The 18,289-nt window shown below is 56.0% G+C and carries 28 protein-coding genes; 27 read left to right on the top strand and 1 reads right to left on the bottom strand.

Features of this window, described 5'->3' with window-relative positions; all coding sequences use genetic code 11:
- Nucleotides 1–2 precede the first annotated feature (2 nt).
- From rpsS to bfr, 25 genes are all read left to right on the top strand, one after another.
- Complete coding sequence (gene rpsS, locus PspS35_RS26755) at nucleotides 3–278, top strand: 30S ribosomal protein S19 (RefSeq protein WP_003232420.1); 276 nt, start codon at nucleotides 3–5, stop codon at nucleotides 276–278.
- Nucleotides 279–289: 11 nt separating this feature from the next.
- Nucleotides 290–622, top strand: coding sequence for a 50S ribosomal protein L22 (gene rplV, locus PspS35_RS26750; RefSeq protein WP_003103908.1), 333 nt, complete (start codon nucleotides 290–292; stop codon nucleotides 620–622).
- A 13-nt stretch (nucleotides 623–635) separates the two neighbouring features.
- The gene (gene rpsC / locus PspS35_RS26745) at nucleotides 636–1,322 is read left to right on the top strand and encodes a 30S ribosomal protein S3 (protein WP_003176422.1); all 687 of its coding nucleotides are present in this window, start codon (nucleotides 636–638) and stop codon (nucleotides 1,320–1,322) included.
- A gap of 12 nt (nucleotides 1,323–1,334) precedes the next feature.
- Nucleotides 1,335–1,748 carry a 50S ribosomal protein L16 gene (gene rplP / locus PspS35_RS26740; RefSeq protein ID WP_003232424.1) on the top strand — a complete coding sequence of 138 codons (414 nt, stop codon included), beginning with the start codon at nucleotides 1,335–1,337 and terminating at the stop codon, nucleotides 1,746–1,748.
- Nucleotides 1,748–1,939 carry a 50S ribosomal protein L29 gene (gene rpmC, locus PspS35_RS26735; RefSeq protein WP_002555481.1) on the top strand — a complete coding sequence of 64 codons (192 nt, stop codon included), beginning with the start codon at nucleotides 1,748–1,750 and terminating at the stop codon, nucleotides 1,937–1,939. Before rplP ends, rpmC begins: the two co-directional genes overlap by 1 nt.
- Nucleotides 1,940–1,941: 2 nt before the next feature.
- Nucleotides 1,942–2,208, top strand: a complete 267-nt coding sequence (gene rpsQ, locus PspS35_RS26730; protein ID WP_003176419.1) for a 30S ribosomal protein S17 — start codon at nucleotides 1,942–1,944, stop codon at nucleotides 2,206–2,208.
- Nucleotides 2,209–2,231: 23 nt separating this feature from the next.
- On the top strand, nucleotides 2,232–2,600 hold the full coding sequence (gene rplN, locus PspS35_RS26725) for a 50S ribosomal protein L14 (protein WP_002555479.1): 369 nt from the start codon (nucleotides 2,232–2,234) through the stop codon (nucleotides 2,598–2,600).
- Nucleotides 2,601–2,611: 11 nt separating this feature from the next.
- Entirely contained in the window at nucleotides 2,612–2,926 is a 315-nt protein-coding gene (gene rplX, locus PspS35_RS26720) for a 50S ribosomal protein L24 (protein WP_003176416.1), read from the top strand.
- A gap of 20 nt (nucleotides 2,927–2,946) precedes the next feature.
- Nucleotides 2,947–3,486: a 50S ribosomal protein L5 gene (gene rplE / locus PspS35_RS26715; protein ID WP_003176415.1), complete on the top strand. Its 540-nt coding sequence runs from the start codon at nucleotides 2,947–2,949 to the stop codon at nucleotides 3,484–3,486.
- Nucleotides 3,487–3,499: 13 nt separating this feature from the next.
- Complete coding sequence (gene rpsN / locus PspS35_RS26710) at nucleotides 3,500–3,805, top strand: 30S ribosomal protein S14 (protein WP_003176414.1); 306 nt, start codon at nucleotides 3,500–3,502, stop codon at nucleotides 3,803–3,805.
- Nucleotides 3,806–4,012: 207 nt separating this feature from the next.
- Nucleotides 4,013–4,405 (top strand): 30S ribosomal protein S8, encoded by a 393-nt coding sequence (gene rpsH, locus PspS35_RS26705; protein ID WP_003176413.1) that lies wholly within the window; start codon nucleotides 4,013–4,015, stop codon nucleotides 4,403–4,405.
- A 12-nt stretch (nucleotides 4,406–4,417) separates the two neighbouring features.
- Nucleotides 4,418–4,951, top strand: coding sequence for a 50S ribosomal protein L6 (gene rplF, locus PspS35_RS26700; RefSeq protein WP_003176412.1), 534 nt, complete (start codon nucleotides 4,418–4,420; stop codon nucleotides 4,949–4,951).
- 10 nt (nucleotides 4,952–4,961) lie between these two features.
- Nucleotides 4,962–5,312 carry a 50S ribosomal protein L18 gene (gene rplR / locus PspS35_RS26695; protein WP_017135964.1) on the top strand — a complete coding sequence of 117 codons (351 nt, stop codon included), beginning with the start codon at nucleotides 4,962–4,964 and terminating at the stop codon, nucleotides 5,310–5,312.
- A 3-nt stretch (nucleotides 5,313–5,315) separates the two neighbouring features.
- Nucleotides 5,316–5,816 carry a 30S ribosomal protein S5 gene (gene rpsE, locus PspS35_RS26690; protein ID WP_003186035.1) on the top strand — a complete coding sequence of 167 codons (501 nt, stop codon included), beginning with the start codon at nucleotides 5,316–5,318 and terminating at the stop codon, nucleotides 5,814–5,816.
- A 2-nt stretch (nucleotides 5,817–5,818) separates the two neighbouring features.
- Nucleotides 5,819–5,995 (top strand): 50S ribosomal protein L30, encoded by a 177-nt coding sequence (gene rpmD / locus PspS35_RS26685; RefSeq protein WP_003176408.1) that lies wholly within the window; start codon nucleotides 5,819–5,821, stop codon nucleotides 5,993–5,995.
- Between the two features lie 3 nt (nucleotides 5,996–5,998).
- The gene (gene rplO / locus PspS35_RS26680) at nucleotides 5,999–6,436 is read left to right on the top strand and encodes a 50S ribosomal protein L15 (protein ID WP_003176407.1); all 438 of its coding nucleotides are present in this window, start codon (nucleotides 5,999–6,001) and stop codon (nucleotides 6,434–6,436) included.
- Nucleotides 6,437–7,765 carry a preprotein translocase subunit SecY gene (secY, locus tag PspS35_RS26675; protein WP_003194637.1) on the top strand — a complete coding sequence of 443 codons (1,329 nt, stop codon included), beginning with the start codon at nucleotides 6,437–6,439 and terminating at the stop codon, nucleotides 7,763–7,765.
- A gap of 28 nt (nucleotides 7,766–7,793) precedes the next feature.
- Complete coding sequence (rpmJ, locus tag PspS35_RS26670; RefSeq protein WP_002555468.1) at nucleotides 7,794–7,910, top strand: 50S ribosomal protein L36; 117 nt, start codon at nucleotides 7,794–7,796, stop codon at nucleotides 7,908–7,910.
- A gap of 129 nt (nucleotides 7,911–8,039) precedes the next feature.
- Entirely contained in the window at nucleotides 8,040–8,396 is a 357-nt protein-coding gene (gene rpsM / locus PspS35_RS26665; RefSeq protein ID WP_003210063.1) for a 30S ribosomal protein S13, read from the top strand.
- A 30-nt stretch (nucleotides 8,397–8,426) separates the two neighbouring features.
- Nucleotides 8,427–8,816 carry a 30S ribosomal protein S11 gene (gene rpsK / locus PspS35_RS26660; RefSeq protein WP_002555466.1) on the top strand — a complete coding sequence of 130 codons (390 nt, stop codon included), beginning with the start codon at nucleotides 8,427–8,429 and terminating at the stop codon, nucleotides 8,814–8,816.
- 18 nt (nucleotides 8,817–8,834) lie between these two features.
- Nucleotides 8,835–9,455 carry a 30S ribosomal protein S4 gene (gene rpsD / locus PspS35_RS26655; protein ID WP_003210056.1) on the top strand — a complete coding sequence of 207 codons (621 nt, stop codon included), beginning with the start codon at nucleotides 8,835–8,837 and terminating at the stop codon, nucleotides 9,453–9,455.
- Between the two features lie 22 nt (nucleotides 9,456–9,477).
- Entirely contained in the window at nucleotides 9,478–10,479 is a 1,002-nt protein-coding gene (gene rpoA, locus PspS35_RS26650; RefSeq protein WP_003176403.1) for a DNA-directed RNA polymerase subunit alpha, read from the top strand.
- Nucleotides 10,480–10,520: 41 nt separating this feature from the next.
- Nucleotides 10,521–10,907: a 50S ribosomal protein L17 gene (gene rplQ / locus PspS35_RS26645; RefSeq protein ID WP_003176402.1), complete on the top strand. Its 387-nt coding sequence runs from the start codon at nucleotides 10,521–10,523 to the stop codon at nucleotides 10,905–10,907.
- A gap of 237 nt (nucleotides 10,908–11,144) precedes the next feature.
- Nucleotides 11,145–12,593 (top strand): catalase, encoded by a 1,449-nt coding sequence (locus tag PspS35_RS26640; RefSeq protein WP_159937464.1) that lies wholly within the window; start codon nucleotides 11,145–11,147, stop codon nucleotides 12,591–12,593.
- A gap of 155 nt (nucleotides 12,594–12,748) precedes the next feature.
- On the top strand, nucleotides 12,749–13,213 hold the full coding sequence (gene bfr / locus PspS35_RS26635) for a bacterioferritin (protein WP_017525959.1): 465 nt from the start codon (nucleotides 12,749–12,751) through the stop codon (nucleotides 13,211–13,213).
- A gap of 65 nt (nucleotides 13,214–13,278) precedes the next feature.
- On the opposite strand, the gene uvrA is transcribed toward bfr, so the two are convergent.
- Nucleotides 13,279–16,113 carry an excinuclease ABC subunit UvrA gene (uvrA, locus tag PspS35_RS26630; protein WP_159937463.1) on the bottom strand — a complete coding sequence of 945 codons (2,835 nt, stop codon included), beginning with the start codon at nucleotides 16,111–16,113 and terminating at the stop codon, nucleotides 13,279–13,281.
- A gap of 178 nt (nucleotides 16,114–16,291) precedes the next feature.
- Here uvrA and PspS35_RS26625 point away from each other — a divergent pair, with 178 nt between their 5' ends.
- Nucleotides 16,292–17,686 (top strand): MFS transporter, encoded by a 1,395-nt coding sequence (locus PspS35_RS26625; RefSeq protein ID WP_159937462.1) that lies wholly within the window; start codon nucleotides 16,292–16,294, stop codon nucleotides 17,684–17,686.
- Between the two features lie 9 nt (nucleotides 17,687–17,695).
- Nucleotides 17,696–18,211, top strand: a complete 516-nt coding sequence (locus tag PspS35_RS26620) for a single-stranded DNA-binding protein (RefSeq protein ID WP_003232445.1) — start codon at nucleotides 17,696–17,698, stop codon at nucleotides 18,209–18,211.
- Nucleotides 18,212–18,289: the final 78 nt, after the last annotated feature.

Raw genomic sequence — 18,289 nt, 5'->3', positions numbered from 1 at the left:
CAGTGCCACGTTCTCTGAAAAAAGGTCCTTTTATTGATCTTCACCTACTGAAGAAGATCGAAGTGGCGGCGGAAAAGAACGATCGCAAACCAGTTAAGACCTGGTCGCGTCGTTCGATGATCCTGCCACAAATGGTCGGTTTGACCATCGCTGTACACAACGGTCGTCTGCACGTCCCAGTTCTCGTGAACGAAGACATGGTTGGCCACAAACTGGGCGAGTTTGCCGGTACCCGCACTTATCGTGGGCACGTGGCAGACAAGAAAGCCAAGCGTTAAGGGGTTAGGAAATGGAAGTAGCCGCTAAGTTGTCGGGCGCTCGAATCTCCGCCCAGAAAGCCCGCTTGGTCGCCGACCAGATCCGCGGGAAGAAGGTGGGCGAAGCGCTCAACCTGTTGGCTTTCAGCAGTAAGAAAGCCGCCGAGATCATGAAGAAAGTGCTGGAGTCGGCCGTAGCCAACGCCGAGCATAACGAAGGCGCAGACGTTGATGACCTGAAGGTCAGCACCGTTTTCGTCAACGAAGGGCGTTCGCTGAAGCGCATCATGCCACGTGCCAAAGGCCGTGCTGATCGCATCGTCAAGCGGTCTTGCCATATCACTGTCAAGGTTGCTGACAAGTAACGGAGTCGAAGAGATGGGTCAGAAAGTACATCCCATTGGCATTCGCCTGGGAATCGTCAAGGAGCACACCTCCGTCTGGTACGCAGACGGTCGGACTTATGCGGACTATTTGTTCGCTGATCTGAAGGTGCGTGAGTATCTCCAAGACAAACTAAAAAGCGCGTCCGTAAGCCGTATCGATATCCATCGTCCGGCCCAAACTGCACGTATCACCATCCACACCGCTCGTCCAGGTATCGTTATCGGGAAGAAAGGTGAAGATGTTGAGAAACTGCGTCAGGACCTGACCAAGCAAATGGGTGTGCCTGTGCACATCAATATCGAAGAGATCCGCAAGCCGGAGCTCGACGGTATGCTGGTTGCGCAGAGCGTAGCTCAGCAGCTGGAGCGTCGCGTAATGTTCCGTCGCGCTATGAAGCGCGCCGTACAGAACGCCATGCGCATTGGTGCCAAAGGCATCAAAATCCAAGTGAGCGGTCGTCTCGGCGGTGCTGAAATCGCACGTACTGAATGGTATCGCGAAGGTCGTGTGCCATTGCACACCCTGCGTGCCGACATCGACTATGCCAACTACGAAGCTCACACCACTTACGGTGTGATCGGTGTAAAGGTTTGGATCTTCAAGGGCGAAGTAATTGGTGGTCGCCAAGAAGAACTGAAACCACAAGCACCAGCGCCTCGTAAAAAAGCTGCTAAGTAAGGGGTACGCCAAATGTTGCAACCTAAGCGTACGAAGTTCCGCAAGCAGATGACAGGCCACAACCGTGGTCTGGCTCAGCGCGGTAGCAAAGTCAGCTTCGGCGAGTTCGCGCTGAAGTCTGTAGCTCGTGGTCGTCTCACCGCTCGTCAGATCGAGTCAGCGCGTCGTGCACTGACCCGTCACGTTAAACGTGGCGGCAAGATCTGGATCCGTGTATTCCCGGACAAGCCGATCTCCAAAAAACCTCTCGAGGTTCGGATGGGTAAAGGTAAGGGTAACGTGGAATACTGGGTAGCCCAGATTCAGCCAGGCAAAGTCCTGTATGAAATCGAGGGTGTAACTGAAGAGCTGGCGCGTGAGGCTTTTGCCCTGGCTGCTGCAAAGCTGCCGCTCGCCACCGCCTTTGTTAAACGGACGGTGATGTGATGAAAGCGAATGAACTTCGTGAAAAATCCGCACAGCAGCTGAACGAGCAACTGCTCGGCTTGCTGCGCGACCAGTTCAATCTGCGTATGCAGAAAGCAACTGGCCAGTTGGGGCAGTCTCATCTGCTCTCGCAAGTTAAGCGTGACATCGCTCGCGTGAAGACTGTGCTCAACCAGCAGGCAGGTAAGTGATCATGGCTGAAGCCGAAAAGACTGTCCGTACGCTGACTGGCCGTGTTGTCAGCGACAAGATGGACAAAACCATCACCGTTTTGATCGAGCGTCGCGTTAAGCACCCGATCTACGGTAAATATGTTAAGCGTTCGACTAAGCTGCACGCGCACGACGAAACCAATCAGTGCCACATCGGCGACAAAGTCACTATTCGTGAAACTCGTCCGCTGGCCAAGACCAAGTCTTGGGCACTGGTTGATGTTCTCGAACGCGCTGTGGAAGTCTAAGGACTAGGGGTCGGAGAAATTATATGATTCAGACTCAATCCATGCTCGATGTGGCCGATAACAGCGGCGCTCGCCGTGTTATGTGCATCAAGGTGCTGGGTGGCTCCCATCGTCGTTACGCTGGTATCGGTGACATCATCAAAGTTACCGTCAAGGAAGCAATTCCTCGCGGTAAAGTGAAAAAAGGCCAAGTGATGACTGCTGTTGTAGTCCGCACTCGTCACGGCGTACGTCGTGCTGATGGCTCCATTATCCGCTTTGATGGCAACGCTGCTGTTCTTCTGAACAACAAGCAAGAGCCGATCGGCACCCGTATCTTTGGGCCAGTGACCCGTGAACTTCGTACTGAGAAGTTCATGAAGATCGTCTCGCTCGCCCCAGAAGTGCTGTAAGGAGATCCGACATGCAAAAGATTCGTCGTGACGACGAGATCATCGTGATCGCCGGCAAAGACAAAGGTAAGCGCGGTAAGGTGCTTAAGGTTCTCGCCAATAACCGTCTGGTTATCGGTGGTCTGAACCTGGTCAAGCGTCATACCAAGCCTAACCCGATGTCGGGCGTGCAGGGCGGTATCGTCGAGAAAGAAGCTCCGCTGGATGCTTCTAACGTCGCCATTTTCAACGGCGAAACCAACAAGGCTGACCGCGTTGGTTTTAAAGTAGAAGACGGCAAGAAAATTCGTGTCTTCAAGTCGACCCAAAAAGCGGTTGATGCTTGAACACTGCTAGGTAGAAGACCATGGCACGACTAAAAGAGATTTACTGGAAAGAAATCGCACCGAAACTTAAGGAAGAACTTAAGCTTTCGAACGTGATGGAAGTTCCACGCGTTACCAAAATCACCCTGAACATGGGTCTGGGCGAAGCTGTCGGCGACAAAAAAGTCATCGAGCATGCTGTTGCTGACCTGGAAAAGATCACCGGCCAGAAAGTCGTTGTGACCTACGCTCGGAAATCCATCGCTGGCTTTAAAGTCCGTGAAGGTTGGCCGATCGGCGTCAAAGTGACCCTGCGCCGTGAGCGTATGTATGAATTCCTGGATCGTCTGCTGTCGATCTCCCTGCCTCGGGTTCGCGACTTCCGCGGCCTGAATGCCAAGTCCTTCGATGGTCGTGGTAACTACAGCATGGGCGTGAAAGAGCAGATCATCTTCCCGGAAATCGACTACGACAAGATCGATGCTCTCCGCGGTCTGGACATCACCCTGACCACCACTGCCAAGAACGATGATGAAGGCCGCGCTCTGCTGCGTGCTTTCAAATTCCCGTTCCGCAACTGATTGGAGTAGGACCATGGCCAAGATGAGCATGAAAAACCGCGAGCTGAAGCGTCAGCTCACGGTTGCCAAGTACGCCAAGAAGCGTGCAGCACTGAAAGCAATCATCGTTGATCTGAACGCAAGTCCAGAAGCGCGTTGGGAAGCAACAGTTGCTCTGCAGAAGCAGCCACGTGACGCAAGCGCTTCGCGCATGCGTAACCGCTGCCGCCTGACCGGTCGTCCACACGGCGTTTACCGCAAGTTCGGCCTCGGCCGTAACAAACTGCGTGAAGCGGCAATGCGTGGTGACGTACCTGGTCTGGTTAAAGCCAGCTGGTAAGTACTTTCAACGTCCGGGCGGCCGGAATCGCAAGATACTGACCGCCGGTGACCTTGAATCTGGAACAAGCCCCTTTTGGGGCTTGTTTCATTTCCGGAGTGTGTCTAAAATACGCGGCTCGCCTGAGCCCGTGTTTTTTTACCCGGAGATTCTCGGCGACATATGTAGCCGCAAGGCTAATTTTTTTGTATTAGGAGCGTCTAGCCCATGAGTATGCAGGACCCGTTAGCGGACATGCTAACTCGTATCCGTAATGCCCAGATGGCTGAAAAGTCCGTCGTAAGCATGCCATCTTCCAAGTTGAAGGTAGCTGTTGCCAAAGTCCTGAAAGACGAAGGCTACATTGCGGGTTATCAGATCAGCAGCGAAATCAAACCACTGCTGTCCATCGAGCTGAAGTACTTCGAAGGCCGTTCGGTCATCGAAGAAGTGAAGCGCGTTAGCCGTCCAGGCCTGCGTCAGTACAAGTCCGCTGAAGATCTGCCGAAAGTTCGTGGCGGTCTGGGCGTGTCTATCGTCTCCACCAACAAAGGTGTGATGACGGATCGTGCTGCGCGCGCTGCCGGTGTCGGCGGCGAAGTTCTTTGCACTGTGTTCTAAGGGGGGATAAGCATGTCTCGCGTCGCTAAGAACCCCGTTAAGCTGCCAGCCGGTGTCGAAGTCAAATTCGCAGGCCAACAGCTTTCGGTGAAGGGTGCCAAGGGCACTCTTGAACTGAACATCCATTCGTCCGTTGAGATCGTTGAAGAAGCTGGTGAGCTGCGTTTCGCTGCTCGCAATGGCGATCAACAAACTCGCGCAATGGCAGGTACCACGCGTGCGTTGGTAAACAACATGGTCCAGGGCGTAAGCCAAGGCTTCGAGCGTAAGCTCCAGCTGGTCGGTGTTGGTTACAAAGCGCAAGCAAAAGGCACGGTTTTGAACCTGGCCCTTGGCTTCTCGCACCCAGTGGATTACGAACTGCCGGAAGGCATCACCGCTGAGACCCCTAGCCAGACCGATATCCTGATCAAGGGCATCGATAAGCAGCTGGTAGGTCAGGTGGCCGCTGAGATCCGCGACTTCCGTCCACCAGAGCCGTACAAAGGCAAAGGTGTGCGCTACGCGGACGAAGTCGTCCGTCGTAAAGAAGCCAAGAAGAAGTAGGGCATAGCAAATGACCGACAAAAAAGTTACTCGACTGCGTCGCGCTCGCAAAGCACGCCTGAAAATGCACGAACTAGAAGTCGTGCGTCTCTGCGTGTACCGCTCGTCGCAGCACATCTACGCCCAGGTCATCTCGGCCGACGGCAACAAAGTCCTGGCAAGCGCCTCGACTTTGGATAAAGAACTGCGTGATGGTGCCACTGGCAACATCGACGCGGCCACAAAGGTTGGCCAGCTGGTCGCTACACGTGCTAAGGCCGTGGGCGTCTCGCAAGTGGCTTTCGACCGCTCTGGCTTCAAGTACCACGGCCGCGTTAAAGCGCTGGCTGATGCTGCTCGTGAAGCTGGGCTGGAGTTCTAAGTTATGTCAAATAACGACCAAAAGCGCGACGAAGGCTACATTGAGAAGCTGGTTCAAGTTAACCGCGTAGCCAAAACCGTTAAAGGCGGCCGTATCTTCACTTTCACCGCGTTGACCGTGGTAGGTGATGGTAAAGGGCGTGTTGGCTTCGGCCGTGGCAAGTCACGTGAAGTGCCTGCTGCGATCCAGAAGGCGATGGAAGCTGCTCGTCGCAACATGATCCAAGTTGATCTGAACGGCACCACGCTGCAGTACGCTATGAAGTCCGCTCACGGCGCTTCGAAGGTGTACATGCAGCCTGCTTCTGAAGGTACCGGTATCATCGCTGGCGGCGCTATGCGTGCTGTCCTCGAAGTTGCTGGCGTTCAGAACGTTCTGGCCAAGTGCTACGGTTCGACTAACCCGGTAAACGTGGTTCACGCCACTTTCAAAGGTTTGAAAGCTATGCAGTCTCCTGAATCCATTGCCGCCAAGCGTGGCAAAAGTGTCAAGGAGATCTTCTGATCATGGCTACCGTTAAAGTAACGCTGATCAAAAGCATGACCGGCCGCATTCCTAACCACAAACTGTGCGTTAAGGGTCTGGGTCTGCGTCGCATCGGTCACACTGTAGAAGTCCAGGATACTCCCGAGAATCGCGGGATGATCAACAAGGCTTACTACATGCTGCGTGTAGAGGGTTAATCGATGAAACTCAATGATCTGAGTCCAGCGCCGGGTTCCCGTCGCGAAAAGCATCGTCCGGGCCGTGGTATCGGTAGCGGTTTGGGTAAGACTGGTGGCCGTGGCCACAAAGGTCAAACCTCCCGCTCCGGTGGCACCATTGCTCCAGGCTTTGAAGGCGGTCAACAGCCGCTGCATCGTCGCCTGCCTAAGTTCGGTTTCGTATCCCTGAAAGCCATGGATCGCGCAGAAGTGCGTTTGTCCGAGCTGGCCAAAGTGGAAGGCGACATCGTTACTGTGCAGACCCTGAAAGATGCCAACGTGATCAACGTCAACGTACAGCGTGTGAAAATCATGCTGTCCGGTGAAGTGACTCGCGCTGTCACTATCGGCAAGGGAATCGGCGCCACCAAAGGTGCGCGTTCGGCTATCGAAGCAGCTGGCGGCAAGTTCGAGGAATAAATGGCTAAGCAAGGTGCTCTCTCAGCGCTCGGCAAAGGCGGTATGTCTGAACTTTGGGCTCGTCTGCGTTTTCTGTTCCTGGCGATTATCGTCTACCGAATAGGCGCACACATCCCGGTTCCAGGTATCAACCCGGACCGACTCGCAGACCTGTTTCGACAGAATGAGGGGACCATTCTTAGCTTGTTCAACATGTTTTCCGGCGGCGCGCTGGAACGGATGAGCATCTTTGCACTGGGGATCATGCCGTACATTTCGGCATCGATCATCATGCAACTGATGACCGCCGTCAGCCCGCAGTTGGAGCAGTTGAAGAAGGAAGGTGAAGCTGGCCGTCGCAAGATTAGCCAGTACACCCGCTACGGCACTGTCGTCCTTGCCCTGGTTCAAGCTATCGGCATGTCCGTTGGTCTGGCCGGGCAGGGCGTTGCGTTCACTGGTGACTTTGGCTTCCATTTCGTCGCGGTATCCACGTTTGTGGCTGGTGCGATGTTCATGATGTGGCTGGGTGAGCAGATTACTGAGCGTGGTGTTGGTAACGGTATCTCGATGTTGATTTTCGCAGGTATCGTCGCCGGTCTTCCGAGAGCAATCGGGCAGTCTTTCGAGTCTGCACGTCAGGGTGATATCAACATTTTTGCCCTGGTTGCCATCGGTTTGCTGGCAGTAGCGATTATCGGTTTTGTGGTGTTCATTGAGCGTGGCCAGCGTCGTATTGCTGTTCACTACGCCAAGCGTCAGCAGGGCCGTAAGGTATTTGCTGCGCAGACCAGCCACTTGCCGCTGAAAGTGAATATGGCCGGTGTTATTCCGGCAATTTTCGCGAGCAGCATTTTGCTGTTTCCGGCTTCGTTGGGTACCTGGTTTGGTCAGTCTGAAAATATGGGCTGGCTGCAGGACCTCTCTCAGTCGATCGCTCCTGGTCAGCCGTTGAATATTCTGCTGTTTAGTGCAGGGATTATTTTCTTCTGCTTCTTCTATACGGCGTTGATGTTCAATCCGAAAGACGTAGCGGAAAACCTGAAGAAGTCCGGTGCCTTTATTCCGGGCATCCGTCCAGGTGAGCAGTCTGCACGCTACATTGATGGCGTTCTGACTCGTTTGACCCTGTTCGGTGCTCTATATATGACGGCCGTATGCTTGTTGCCCCAGTTCCTGGTGGTTGCAGCAAACGTTCCGTTCTACCTTGGCGGGACCTCGTTGCTGATCGTCGTCGTGGTTGTGATGGACTTCATGTCCCAAGTACAATCGCACCTCGTTTCGCACCAGTACGAATCCCTGATGAAGAAAGCCAACCTGAAGGGCTACGGCAGCGGCATGTTGCGCTGAGTACCCCATAAGGTTCGAGGAGTTGGTGATGAAAGTTCGTGCATCGGTGAAAAAGCTGTGCCGTAACTGCAAGATTATTCGCCGCGAAGGTGTTGTTCGAGTAATTTGCAGCGCGGAACCGCGTCACAAACAGCGCCAAGGCTGAGTGTGATCCGCTTGAAGCCCGGCAGCTAGTGCGCTGCCGGGTTGATTATTTGTTATTACAGCGATATTATCTCGCGCCCTATTTCTTGGCTTCCGGGGCGTAGGTAGCTGTCAATTGGAGTCCCACTGAATGGCCCGTATTGCAGGCGTTAACATTCCAGATAACAAGCACACTGTTATCTCGCTGACCTACATCTATGGTGTTGGTCGCACTACTGCGCAGAAGATTTGTGCAGACACTGGGGTAAACCCAGCCGCAAAGATCAAAGATCTGAGCGACGAGCAGATTGAGCTGTTGCGTGGCGAAGTGGCGAAGTTCACCACTGAAGGTGACCTGCGTCGCGAAATCAACATGAAAATCAAGCGTTTGATGGACCTCGGTTGCTACCGTGGTCTGCGTCATCGTCGTGGTCTTCCAGTACGCGGTCAGCGTACCAAGACTAACGCGCGTACCCGTAAAGGTCCGCGTAAGCCGATCCGCAAGTAATCGCCCACGCGAATCGACAGGAAAATTATCATGGCAAAACCTGCTGCTCGTCCTCGTAAAAAAGTTAAAAAGACAGTGGTTGATGGCATCGCCCACATCCATGCATCTTTTAACAACACAATCGTGACCATCACCGACCGTCAAGGTAACGCGCTTTCTTGGGCTACCTCCGGTGGTTCGGGTTTCCGCGGTTCCCGCAAGTCCACCCCGTTTGCTGCTCAAGTAGCTGCTGAACGTGCTGGTCAAGCTGCGCTGGAATATGGCCTGAAAAACCTCGACGTTAACGTCAAGGGTCCAGGTCCAGGTCGTGAGTCTGCTGTCCGTGCTTTGAACGGCTGTGGCTATAAGATCGCCAGCATCACCGACGTGACGCCAATCCCGCACAACGGGTGCCGTCCGCCGAAGAAGCGCCGCGTGTAATCCAGGAGATTGTAAAGAATGGCTCGTTACATTGGTCCAAAATGCAAACTCGCTCGTCGTGAAGGCACCGATCTCTTCTTGAAGAGCGGCGTGCGCGCGATCGAATCGAAGTGCAACATTGAAGCAGCACCTGGTATCCACGGCCAACGCCGCGGTCGCCAGTCCGATTACGGCACCCAACTGCGTGAAAAGCAGAAGGTCCGTCGTATCTACGGCGTTCTCGAGCGTCAGTTCAGCGGCTACTACAAAGAAGCTGCTGGCAAGAAAGGTGCAACCGGTGAAAACCTGCTGCAACTGCTCGAATGCCGTCTGGACAACGTTGTATACCGTATGGGCTTTGGTTCGACTCGTGCCGAATCCCGTCAGCTGGTATCGCACAAATCCGTAAGCGTGAACGGCCAAACCGTTAACGTCCCGTCCTACCAGGTTCGTGCTGGTGACGTGGTCGCGATTCGCGAGAAAGCAAAAAACCAACTTCGCATTGTCCAAGCTCTCGATCTGTGTGCCCAACGTGGCCGCGTAGAATGGGTAGAAGTAGACACTGAGAAGAAGTCGGGCGTTTTCAAGAACGTTCCTGCTCGCAGTGATCTGTCCGCCGACATCAACGAAAGCCTGATTGTCGAGCTCTACTCCAAGTAAGGGCTAGAAAATAGGTGCATCCATGCAGATTTCGGTAAATGAGTTCCTGACACCCCGCCACATTGATGTGCAGGTTGTCAGTCCAACCCGCGCCAAGATCACTCTCGAGCCTCTCGAGCGTGGTTTTGGCCACACCCTGGGCAACGCGCTGCGCCGCATCCTGTTGTCCTCAATGCCCGGCTGTGCAGTAGTCGAGGCCGAGATTGACGGTGTGCTCCACGAGTACAGCGCCATCGAAGGTGTACAGGAAGACGTAATTGAAATCCTGTTGAACCTTAAAGGTCTGGCTATCAAGCTGCACGGCCGTGACGAAGTTACGCTGACCTTGTCGAAGAAGGGTTCGGGGGTGGTTACCGCTGCCGATATTCAGCTGGATCATGATGTCGAGATCGTTAACCCCGATCACGTAATCGCTAACCTGGCGTCTAACGGCGCCCTGAACATGAAGCTCACTGTAGCTCGTGGTCGTGGTTATGAACCGGCCGACTCGCGTCAGAGCGATGAAGACGAAAGCCGCAGCATTGGTCGCTTGCAGCTTGACTCTTCGTTCAGCCCGGTTCGCCGTATCGCATACGTGGTGGAAAACGCCCGTGTCGAGCAGCGTACTAACCTGGACAAGCTGGTTATTGATCTGGAAACCAACGGTACTCTGGATCCTGAAGAGGCTATCCGCCGCGCTGCAACCATTCTGCAACAGCAGTTGGCTGCGTTCGTCGACCTCAAAGGTGACAGCGAACCAGTGGTAATCGAGCAGGAAGACGAGATCGATCCGATCCTGCTTCGCCCGGTTGACGATCTGGAACTGACTGTACGTTCGGCTAACTGCCTTAAGGCGGAAAACATTTACTACATCGGCGACCTGATTCAGCGTACCGAAGTAGAACTGTTGAAGACTCCGAACCTGGGCAAGAAATCCTTGACTGAAATCAAGGACGTTCTGGCCTCCCGCGGTCTGTCCCTCGGCATGCGCCTCGACAACTGGCCGCCTGCAAGTCTTAAGAAGGACGACAAGGCGACTGCCTGATCGTCGTAATCACCGAACGTGAGTTTGGTAAGGAATGAACCATGCGTCATCGTAAAAGTGGTCGTCACCTGAGCCGTACCAGCTCGCACCGCAAGGCCATGTTTCAAAACATGGCGGTGTCGCTGTTCGAGCACGAGCTGATCAAAACTACACTGCCGAAAGCTAAAGAACTGCGTCGCGTTGCTGAGCCGCTGATCACTTTGGCCAAGACAGACAGCCTGGCTAACCGCCGTCTGGCTTTCGACCGTACTCGCTCGAAAGCTATCGTTGGTAAGCTCTTCAACGACCTGGGCAAGCGTTACGCTACCCGTGAGGGTGGCTACCTGCGCATCCTCAAGTGCGGTTTCCGCGCTGGCGACAACGCGCCTATGGCGTACGTCGAGTTGGTTGATCGTGCTACTGCCGGCGAAGCTGTAAGCGCCGAGTAAGACGACAAGCTGTAACGAAGAACCGGGCCTAGTGCCCGGTTTTTTGTGCGCGTAATAAAAGCGCGATCTGTACAAGCTTCCGCAGGCAGTGCTGGTCACTATAGTGACAAGGGTTGTATTAGTTATTTTCTATCGAAGCCTGCAATTTAATGAATTTGTAGGCGTCATGTTGATGATCAATACTGCCTCCAAGCCGATTAGCCGGCAGTTCCAAGTCCGACCTGAGGAAAATTGAGCATGAGCCAGAATAAAATCCTTACCACCGCCAGCGGCGCTCCCGTTGCGGATAACCAGAATTCCCGTTCCGCCGGCCCGCGCGGTCCGTTGCTGCTCGACGATTTTCACCTGATCGAGAAGCTTGCTCACTTCAACCGTGAAAACATCCCGGAGCGTCGAGTACACGCCAAAGGTTCGGGTGCTTACGGTACGTTCACTGTTACCCAGGACATTACCCAGTACACCAGCGCAAAGCTGTTTGATGCCGTTGGCAAGCAAACCCCAACCTTCCTCCGGTTTTCCACTGTTGGTGGTGAGCGCGGTTCGGCCGACACCGAGCGCGACCCGCGGGGCTTCGCTTTGAAGTTCTACACCGAAGAAGGCAACTGGGACATCGTCGGTAACAACACCCCGGTGTTCTTCATTCGTGACCCGCTGAAATTCCCGGACTTCATCCACACCCAAAAGCGCCTGCCGCAAAGTAACCTCAAAAGCGCGCAGATGATGTGGGACTTCTGGTCGCACTCCCCAGAGGCATTGCACCAGGTCACCATCCTGTTCTCGGACCGTGGCATCCCGGATGGCTATCGTCACATGCACGGCTTCGGTAGCCACACCTACAGCCTGATCAACGCCAAGGGCGAACGGCATTGGGTGAAATGGCACTACAAGACCAAGCAGGGCATCAAAAACCTGGCGCCGGCCGACGCCGCTCGCTTGGCGGGTACTGACCCTGATTACGCCCAGCGTGATCTGTTCGGTGCAATCGAACGTGGCGATTTCCCGAAATGGCGTGTCTGCATCCAGATCATGACCGAGGCCCAGGCCAACGCTCACTACGAGAATCCGTTCGACGTGACCAAAACCTGGTCGCAGAAGGAATTCCCGCTGATCGAAGTCGGTGAGCTGGAGCTCAATCGCAACCCGCAGAACTACTTCGCTGAAGTGGAACAGGCGGCATTCGGTCCGAGCAACATGGTGCCCGGTGTTGGCCTGTCGCCCGACCGCATGCTGCAGGGTCGTGTTTTTGCCTACGCTGATGCCCATCGCTACCGTGTCGGCACCAACCACCAGCAACTGCCGGTGAATGCCCCGCGCAGTCCAGTCAATAGTTACCAGCGCGACGGCTCGATGGCTTTTGGCAGCAATGGTGGTGCTACGCCTAATTACGAGCCAAACAGCTACGCCGAAGCACCGAAGCAAGCGCCGCAGTACGCCGAGCCAGCCCTGGCGCTGAGCGGCAACGCTGATCGTTACGATCACCGCGAAGACACGGACTACTACAGCCACGCCGGTGCGCTGTTCCGTCTGATGAACGATGAGCAGAAAGCTCTGCTCACCAATAACATCGCCGGTGCAATGGCCGGGGTTTCCAGTGATGTGGTTCAGCGCCAACTGGCGCACTTCTACAAGGCAGATGGTGCTTATGGAGAAGCAATCGCAAAGGCACTGGGTGTATCGCTTAACTGACTCTAAACGATAAGCAGAACCGCCCTCATTTGGGCGGTTTTTGCGTTATTTCAGCTACTTTTCTCCGCAAATCTGCATTTTTATGCCGTTGATCCCGTGACCTCCGAGTCATGATGGTTCAAACTACAGTCTTTCAAGCAGGGAGATGTAGGGCGATGCAAGGTCACCCCGACGTAATCGATTACCTCAACACGTTGCTGACGGGCGAACTGGCAGCTCGTGACCAATATTTCATCCACTCGCGTATGTACGAGGACTGGGGCTTTACCGAGCTCTACGAGCGTATCAACCACGAAATGGAAGAAGAGGCACAGCACGCCGACGCACTGATGCGCCGTATCCTGATGCTCGAAGGCACGCCACGTATGCGTCCTGACGATCTGGATGTGGGCACCAGCGTACCTGACATGCTCGCAGCCGATCTTCGTCTCGAATACAAGGTACGTGCCGCACTCTGCAAGGGCATCGAGTTGTGCGAGCAGCACAGCGACTTCGTCACGCGGGAAATCCTGCGGGTGCAGTTGAACGACACCGAAGAAGATCACACCTACTGGCTGGAAAAGCAGTTGGGTCTGATCAAGCTCATTGGCCTGGAAAACTACCTGCAATCGCAGTTCTGATTTCCGGTTACAAAAAAGCCCCTGTCACCGCAAAGTGACAGGGGCTTTTTGTTGAGCCCGAAAACTCAGGCCCGATCGCGTTCCAGCAGCGGTTTCAAATAGTAACCGGTATGCGATTGTGGCATTTCGGAGACCTGCTCCGGCGTGCCCACCGCGATGATCTGCCCGCCCTTGGAGCCACCTTCTGGCCCAAGGTCTACCAACCAGTCGGCAGTCTTGATCACATCAAGGTTGTGCTCAATCACCACCACCGTATTGCCGTGGTCGCGCAGGCGATGCAGTACATCCAGCAACTGCTGGATGTCCGCGAAGTGCAGGCCCGTGGTTGGCTCGTCGAGGATGTACAGGGTTTTGCCGGTGTCGCGCTTTGACAGCTCGCGAGACAGCTTCACCCGCTGCGCCTCACCACCGGACAGCGTGGTCGCTGACTGCCCCAGCTTGATATACGACAGGCCTACATCCATCAACGTTTGCAGCTTGCGCGCCAACGCCGGAACGGCATCGAAGAACACCCGCGCTTCCTCGATGGTCATTTCCAGGGTTTCGTGGATGCTCTTGCCCTTGTACTTGATCTCCAGGGTTTCGCGGTTATAGCGCTTGCTCTTGCACACATCGCACGGCACGTAGATATCTGGCAGGAAGTGCATCTCCACCTTGATCAAACCGTCGCCCTGGCATGCTTCGCAGCGCCCGCCCTTGACGTTGAACGAGAACCGGCCAGGCCCGTAGCCACGCGAGCGAGACTCCGGTACGCCGGCGAACAGCTCGCGAATCGGTGTAAACAACCCGGTATAGGTTGCCGGGTTGGAACGCGGCGTACGGCCAATCGGGCTTTGGTCGATATCGACCACTTTGTCCAGATGCTCCAGGCCCTTGATGCTGTCATGCGCAGCGGCTTCCAGGGTTGTCGCGCCGTTCAGGGCTGTCGCACTCAGGGGGAACAGCGTGTTGTTGATCAGCGTCGATTTGCCAGAGCCCGAGACACCGGTCACGCACGTCAGCAGGCCCAGCGGAATCTCCAGGTCGACATTGCGCAGGTTGTTTCCGCGCGCGCCCTTGAGATGCAATGCCAGTTTCTTGTTGCGCGGCGTACGCTTGGCCGGCACTTCGATTTTTACGCGACCGGACAGGTATTTGCCGGTCAAGGAGTCCGGATGAGCCATGACTTCGGCTGGCGTACCTTCGGCGACAATATGCCCGCCATGCACGCCGGCGCCCGGGCCGATATCGACCACGTAATCCGCCAGGCGAATCGCGTCTTCATCGTGCTCGACCACGATCACCGTGTTACCGATATCCCGCAGGTGTTTCAAGGTGCCCAGCAGGCGGTCGTTGTCCCGTTGGTGCAAGCCAATGGACGGCTCATCAAGGATGTACAGCACGCCCACCAGGCCGGCGCCAATCTGGCTGGCCAGGCGAATCCGCTGGGCTTCACCACCGGACAGAGTGTCGGCACTGCGGTCCAGCGAAAGATAATCCAGGCCCACGTTAACCAGGAACTGCAACCGCTCGCGAATCTCCTTGAGGATCTTGTCGGCGATTTCCCCACGACGTCCGGTCAGCTTGAGCACACCAAAGTATTCACAGGCATCGCCGATGGGCAGGTTGGTCACGGCCGGCAAGGTTTTCTCGCCAACCCACACATGTCGGGCCTCGCGACGCAAGCGAGTGCCGCGGCAATCCGGGCACGGCTGGGTGCTGAGGAATTTCGCCAGTTCTTCGCGCACGCTCGCCGATTCGGTCTCGCGGTAGCGTCGCTCCAGGTTCGGTACGATGCCTTCGAATGGATGGGAGCGTTTGACGATATCGCCGCGGTCGTTCAAATACTTGAAGTCGACGTTCTGCGAACCACTGCCATTGAGGATGACCTTCTGCTGATCCGCCGGCAGTTGGTTGAATGGCACTTCCAGGCTGAACTTGTAGTGGGACGCCAACGACCCCAGCATCTGGAAGTAGTAGACGTTACGCCTGTCCCACCCGCGTATCGCGCCCTCCGCCAGCGTCAACTCGCCATTCACCAGGCGCTTGATGTCGAAGAACTGCTTCACGCCCAGGCCATCGCATGTCGGGCAGGCGCCAGCCGGGTTGTTGAAGGAAAACAGCTTGGGTTCGAGCTCGCTGATGGCATGGCCACAGATCGGGCAGGCAAAACGTGCCGAGAAGATGATCTCCTCGCCCGGCTCGTCATCCATCGGTGCCACCAGGGCAATGCCGTCCGCCAGCTTCAGCGCAGTCTCGAACGATTCTGCCAGGCGCTGCTGCAGGTCGGCGCGTACCTTGAAGCGGTCGACCACGACATCGATGGAGTGCTTCTTCTGCTTGTCGAGTTTCGGCGCTTCATCCAGCTCATACAGCTTGCCGTTGATGCGCGCGCGCACAAAACCCTGTGCCCGCAATTCTTCGAAGACAGAAAGGTGTTCGCCCTTGCGCTCACGAATCACCGGGGCCAGCAGCATCAGCTTGGCGCCTTCGGGTTGGGCCAGCACCAGGTCGACCATCTGGCTGACGGTCTGGGCTTCCAGCGGGATGTCATGGTCCGGGCAGCGCGGAATACCGACCCGTGCATACAGCAGGCGCAGGTAGTCGTAGATTTCGGTAATGGTGCCCACGGTGGAGCGTGGGTTATGGGAGGTCGACTTCTGTTCGATGGAGATCGCCGGCGACAGCCCTTCGATGGTGTCGACGTCCGGCTTTTCCATCATCGACAGGAACTGGCGGGCATAGGCCGATAGCGATTCCACGTAGCGGCGCTGACCTTCGGCATACAGCGTGTCGAACGCCAGGGACGATTTGCCGGAGCCGGACAAGCCGGTGATGACGATCAGCTTGTCCCGGGGCAGGGTCAGGTCGATGTTCTTCAGGTTGTGGGTTCTAGCCCCACGAATCAGGATCTTGTCCAAGATGGCCTCGCACGGCGGGCGTAAATAATGCGGGAGTATACGACGGAAGACTGGATGAATATACACTGTCAAAGTGCCGGGTGCAGCCTTACATGAAAGCTGCGCGGCAAAGCGCCGCATATACCCTCTCAATCGATGGGACTGGTAGAATCGCCGCCGGTTCACACGAGGTTTTTCCATGCACGATCCCCACAGCGAACGCATGAGTAGCGGCGAGACCCGAGCAGCAAGCGGTCTGGCCCTGGTGTTCGCCTTCCGTATGCTGGGCATGTTCATGGTGTTGCCGGTGCTGGCGACCTATGGCATGGACCTCGCCGGCGCGACCCCAGCACTGATCGGCCTGGCGATTGGCGCCTATGGCCTGACCCAGGCGATTTTTCAGATTCCGTTCGGGATCATTTCCGATCGCATCGGCCGTCGCCCGGTGATTTACCTGGGGTTGATCGTCTTTGCCTTGGGCAGTGTGCTTGCGGCCCAGTCCGATTCGATCTGGGGCGTGATCGCCGGGCGCATCCTGCAAGGTGCCGGCGCGATTTCTGCCGCCGTGATGGCGCTGCTCTCGGACCTGACCCGCGAGCAACACCGCACCAAGGCCATGGCCATGATCGGCATGACCATCGGGCTGTCATTTGCCGTGGCCATGGTGGTCGGCCCCTTGCTGACGCGTGCGTTTGGCCTGCACGGTTTGTTCCTGGCCACCGGCGGCATGGCGTTGTTCGGCATCGTGATCGTGGCCTTTATGGTGCCGCGCTCCACCGGTACGCTGCAGCACCGCGAGTCAGGCGTCGCGCGCAAGGCGCTATTGCCGACGCTCAGGCATCCGGACCTGCTGCGCCTGGATTTGGGTATCTTCGTATTACACGCGATGCTGATGTGCAGCTTCGTCGCCTTGCCCTTGGCGCTGGTGGAAAAAGCCGGCCTGCCCAAGGAGCAGCACTGGTGGGTCTACCTGACCGCGCTGTTGATTTCATTCTTCGCCATGATCCCGTTCATCATCTACGGCGAGAAAAAACGCAAAATGAAACGAGTTCTGCTGGGCGCCGTCGCGACATTGATGCTCACTGAACTATTCTTCTGGCAGTTCGGCGACAGCCTACGGGCGCTGGTAATCGGCACGGTGGTGTTTTTCACTGCGTTCAACCTGCTGGAGGCTTCATTGCCTTCGCTGATCAGTAAAGTTTCACCGGCCGGTGGCAAGGGCACTGCAATGGGGGTGTATTCCACCAGCCAGTTCCTGGGTTCTGCGTTGGGCGGCATCATGGGCGGCTGGATGTTCCAGCATGGCGGTTTGTCGGTTGTGTTCCTCGGATGCGCCGGGCTGGCTGCACTTTGGCTGGCCTTTGCTGTTACCATGCGCGAACCTCCGTACGTCACAAGCCTGCGCCTGCCGTTGTCGCCCGAAGCAATTCGTGAAGCTGGCCTGGTAGAGCGCCTAAAGGCTGTCGCTGGGGTAACGGATGCCGTGGTTATTGCTGAAGAAGCCGCCATCTACATCAAATTGGACACCGAATTATTGGATCGCGCGACGCTCGAGCAACTGGTCAACCCAGTGCCGACAGCGCGCCCAGCTTAGGAGAACGTTATGGCCCGTGGGGTTAACAAAGTCATATTGGTCGGTACATGCGGCCAGGATCCCGAAGTTCGCTACTTGCCTAACGGTAACGCCGTGACCAACCTGAGTCTGGCGACCAGCGAACAGTGGACCGACAAGCAAACCGGTCAGAAAGTCGAAAAAACCGAATGGCACCGTGTGTCGATGTTCGGCAAAGTCGCAGAGATCGCCGGTGAATACCTGCGCAAAGGTTCGCAGGTCTACATCGAAGGCAAACTGCAAACCCGCGAGTGGGAAAAAGACGGTATCAAGCGTTACACCACTGAAATCGTGGTCGACATGCAAGGCACCATGCAACTGCTGGGCGGCCGTCCACAGGGCGACCAACAGGGCCAAGGCGGCATGTCCAACTCGGCGCCACGTCCACAGCAGTCGCGTCCACAGCCAAGCCAGCAGCCACAGCGTGAGTCGCGTCCAGCGCCCCAGCAGGCCGCTCCGCAGCCGGCTCCGGACTTCGACAGCTTTGATGACGATATCCCGTTCTGAAAAACAGCTAGATAAGAAGTGACAACGTCTGAAGCGAAGCCATTGATTTGGCTTCGCTTTTTTATTGGTTACAGATTT

Origin of the sequence: Pseudomonas sp. S35 (assembly GCF_009866765.1) — a bacterium.
GTDB lineage: Bacteria > Pseudomonadota > Gammaproteobacteria > Pseudomonadales > Pseudomonadaceae > Aquipseudomonas.
This window is presented reverse-complemented; position numbering and strand designations above follow the sequence as displayed.

Bases quoted from the DNA above. Each gene is read 5' to 3' on its own strand.
- rpsD (WP_003210056.1), top strand. From the start codon at position 8,835: ATGGCTCGTTACATTGGTCCAAAATGCAAACTCGCTCGTCGTGAAGGC.
- rplX (WP_003176416.1), top strand. From the start codon at position 2,612: ATGCAAAAGATTCGTCGTGACGACGAGATCATCGTGATCGCCGGCAAA.
- secY (WP_003194637.1), top strand. From the start codon at position 6,437: ATGGCTAAGCAAGGTGCTCTCTCAGCGCTCGGCAAAGGCGGTATGTCT.
- rpsE (WP_003186035.1), top strand. From the start codon at position 5,316: ATGTCAAATAACGACCAAAAGCGCGACGAAGGCTACATTGAGAAGCTG.
- PspS35_RS26640 (WP_159937464.1), top strand. From the start codon at position 11,145: ATGAGCCAGAATAAAATCCTTACCACCGCCAGCGGCGCTCCCGTTGCG.
- rplQ (WP_003176402.1), top strand. From the start codon at position 10,521: ATGCGTCATCGTAAAAGTGGTCGTCACCTGAGCCGTACCAGCTCGCAC.
- rplO (WP_003176407.1), top strand. From the start codon at position 5,999: ATGAAACTCAATGATCTGAGTCCAGCGCCGGGTTCCCGTCGCGAAAAG.
- rpsK (WP_002555466.1), top strand. From the start codon at position 8,427: ATGGCAAAACCTGCTGCTCGTCCTCGTAAAAAAGTTAAAAAGACAGTG.
- rplN (WP_002555479.1), top strand. From the start codon at position 2,232: ATGATTCAGACTCAATCCATGCTCGATGTGGCCGATAACAGCGGCGCT.
- rplE (WP_003176415.1), top strand. From the start codon at position 2,947: ATGGCACGACTAAAAGAGATTTACTGGAAAGAAATCGCACCGAAACTT.
- PspS35_RS26620 (WP_003232445.1), top strand. From the start codon at position 17,696: ATGGCCCGTGGGGTTAACAAAGTCATATTGGTCGGTACATGCGGCCAG.
- rpoA (WP_003176403.1), top strand. From the start codon at position 9,478: ATGCAGATTTCGGTAAATGAGTTCCTGACACCCCGCCACATTGATGTG.
- rpsQ (WP_003176419.1), top strand. From the start codon at position 1,942: ATGGCTGAAGCCGAAAAGACTGTCCGTACGCTGACTGGCCGTGTTGTC.
- rplF (WP_003176412.1), top strand. From the start codon at position 4,418: ATGTCTCGCGTCGCTAAGAACCCCGTTAAGCTGCCAGCCGGTGTCGAA.
- bfr (WP_017525959.1), top strand. From the start codon at position 12,749: ATGCAAGGTCACCCCGACGTAATCGATTACCTCAACACGTTGCTGACG.
- rpsH (WP_003176413.1), top strand. From the start codon at position 4,013: ATGAGTATGCAGGACCCGTTAGCGGACATGCTAACTCGTATCCGTAAT.
- rpmJ (WP_002555468.1), top strand. From the start codon at position 7,794: ATGAAAGTTCGTGCATCGGTGAAAAAGCTGTGCCGTAACTGCAAGATT.
- rpsM (WP_003210063.1), top strand. From the start codon at position 8,040: ATGGCCCGTATTGCAGGCGTTAACATTCCAGATAACAAGCACACTGTT.
- rplP (WP_003232424.1), top strand. From the start codon at position 1,335: ATGTTGCAACCTAAGCGTACGAAGTTCCGCAAGCAGATGACAGGCCAC.
- rplR (WP_017135964.1), top strand. From the start codon at position 4,962: ATGACCGACAAAAAAGTTACTCGACTGCGTCGCGCTCGCAAAGCACGC.
- rplV (WP_003103908.1), top strand. From the start codon at position 290: ATGGAAGTAGCCGCTAAGTTGTCGGGCGCTCGAATCTCCGCCCAGAAA.
- rpmC (WP_002555481.1), top strand. From the start codon at position 1,748: ATGAAAGCGAATGAACTTCGTGAAAAATCCGCACAGCAGCTGAACGAG.
- rpsC (WP_003176422.1), top strand. From the start codon at position 636: ATGGGTCAGAAAGTACATCCCATTGGCATTCGCCTGGGAATCGTCAAG.
- PspS35_RS26625 (WP_159937462.1), top strand. From the start codon at position 16,292: ATGCACGATCCCCACAGCGAACGCATGAGTAGCGGCGAGACCCGAGCA.
- rpsN (WP_003176414.1), top strand. From the start codon at position 3,500: ATGGCCAAGATGAGCATGAAAAACCGCGAGCTGAAGCGTCAGCTCACG.
- rpmD (WP_003176408.1), top strand. From the start codon at position 5,819: ATGGCTACCGTTAAAGTAACGCTGATCAAAAGCATGACCGGCCGCATT.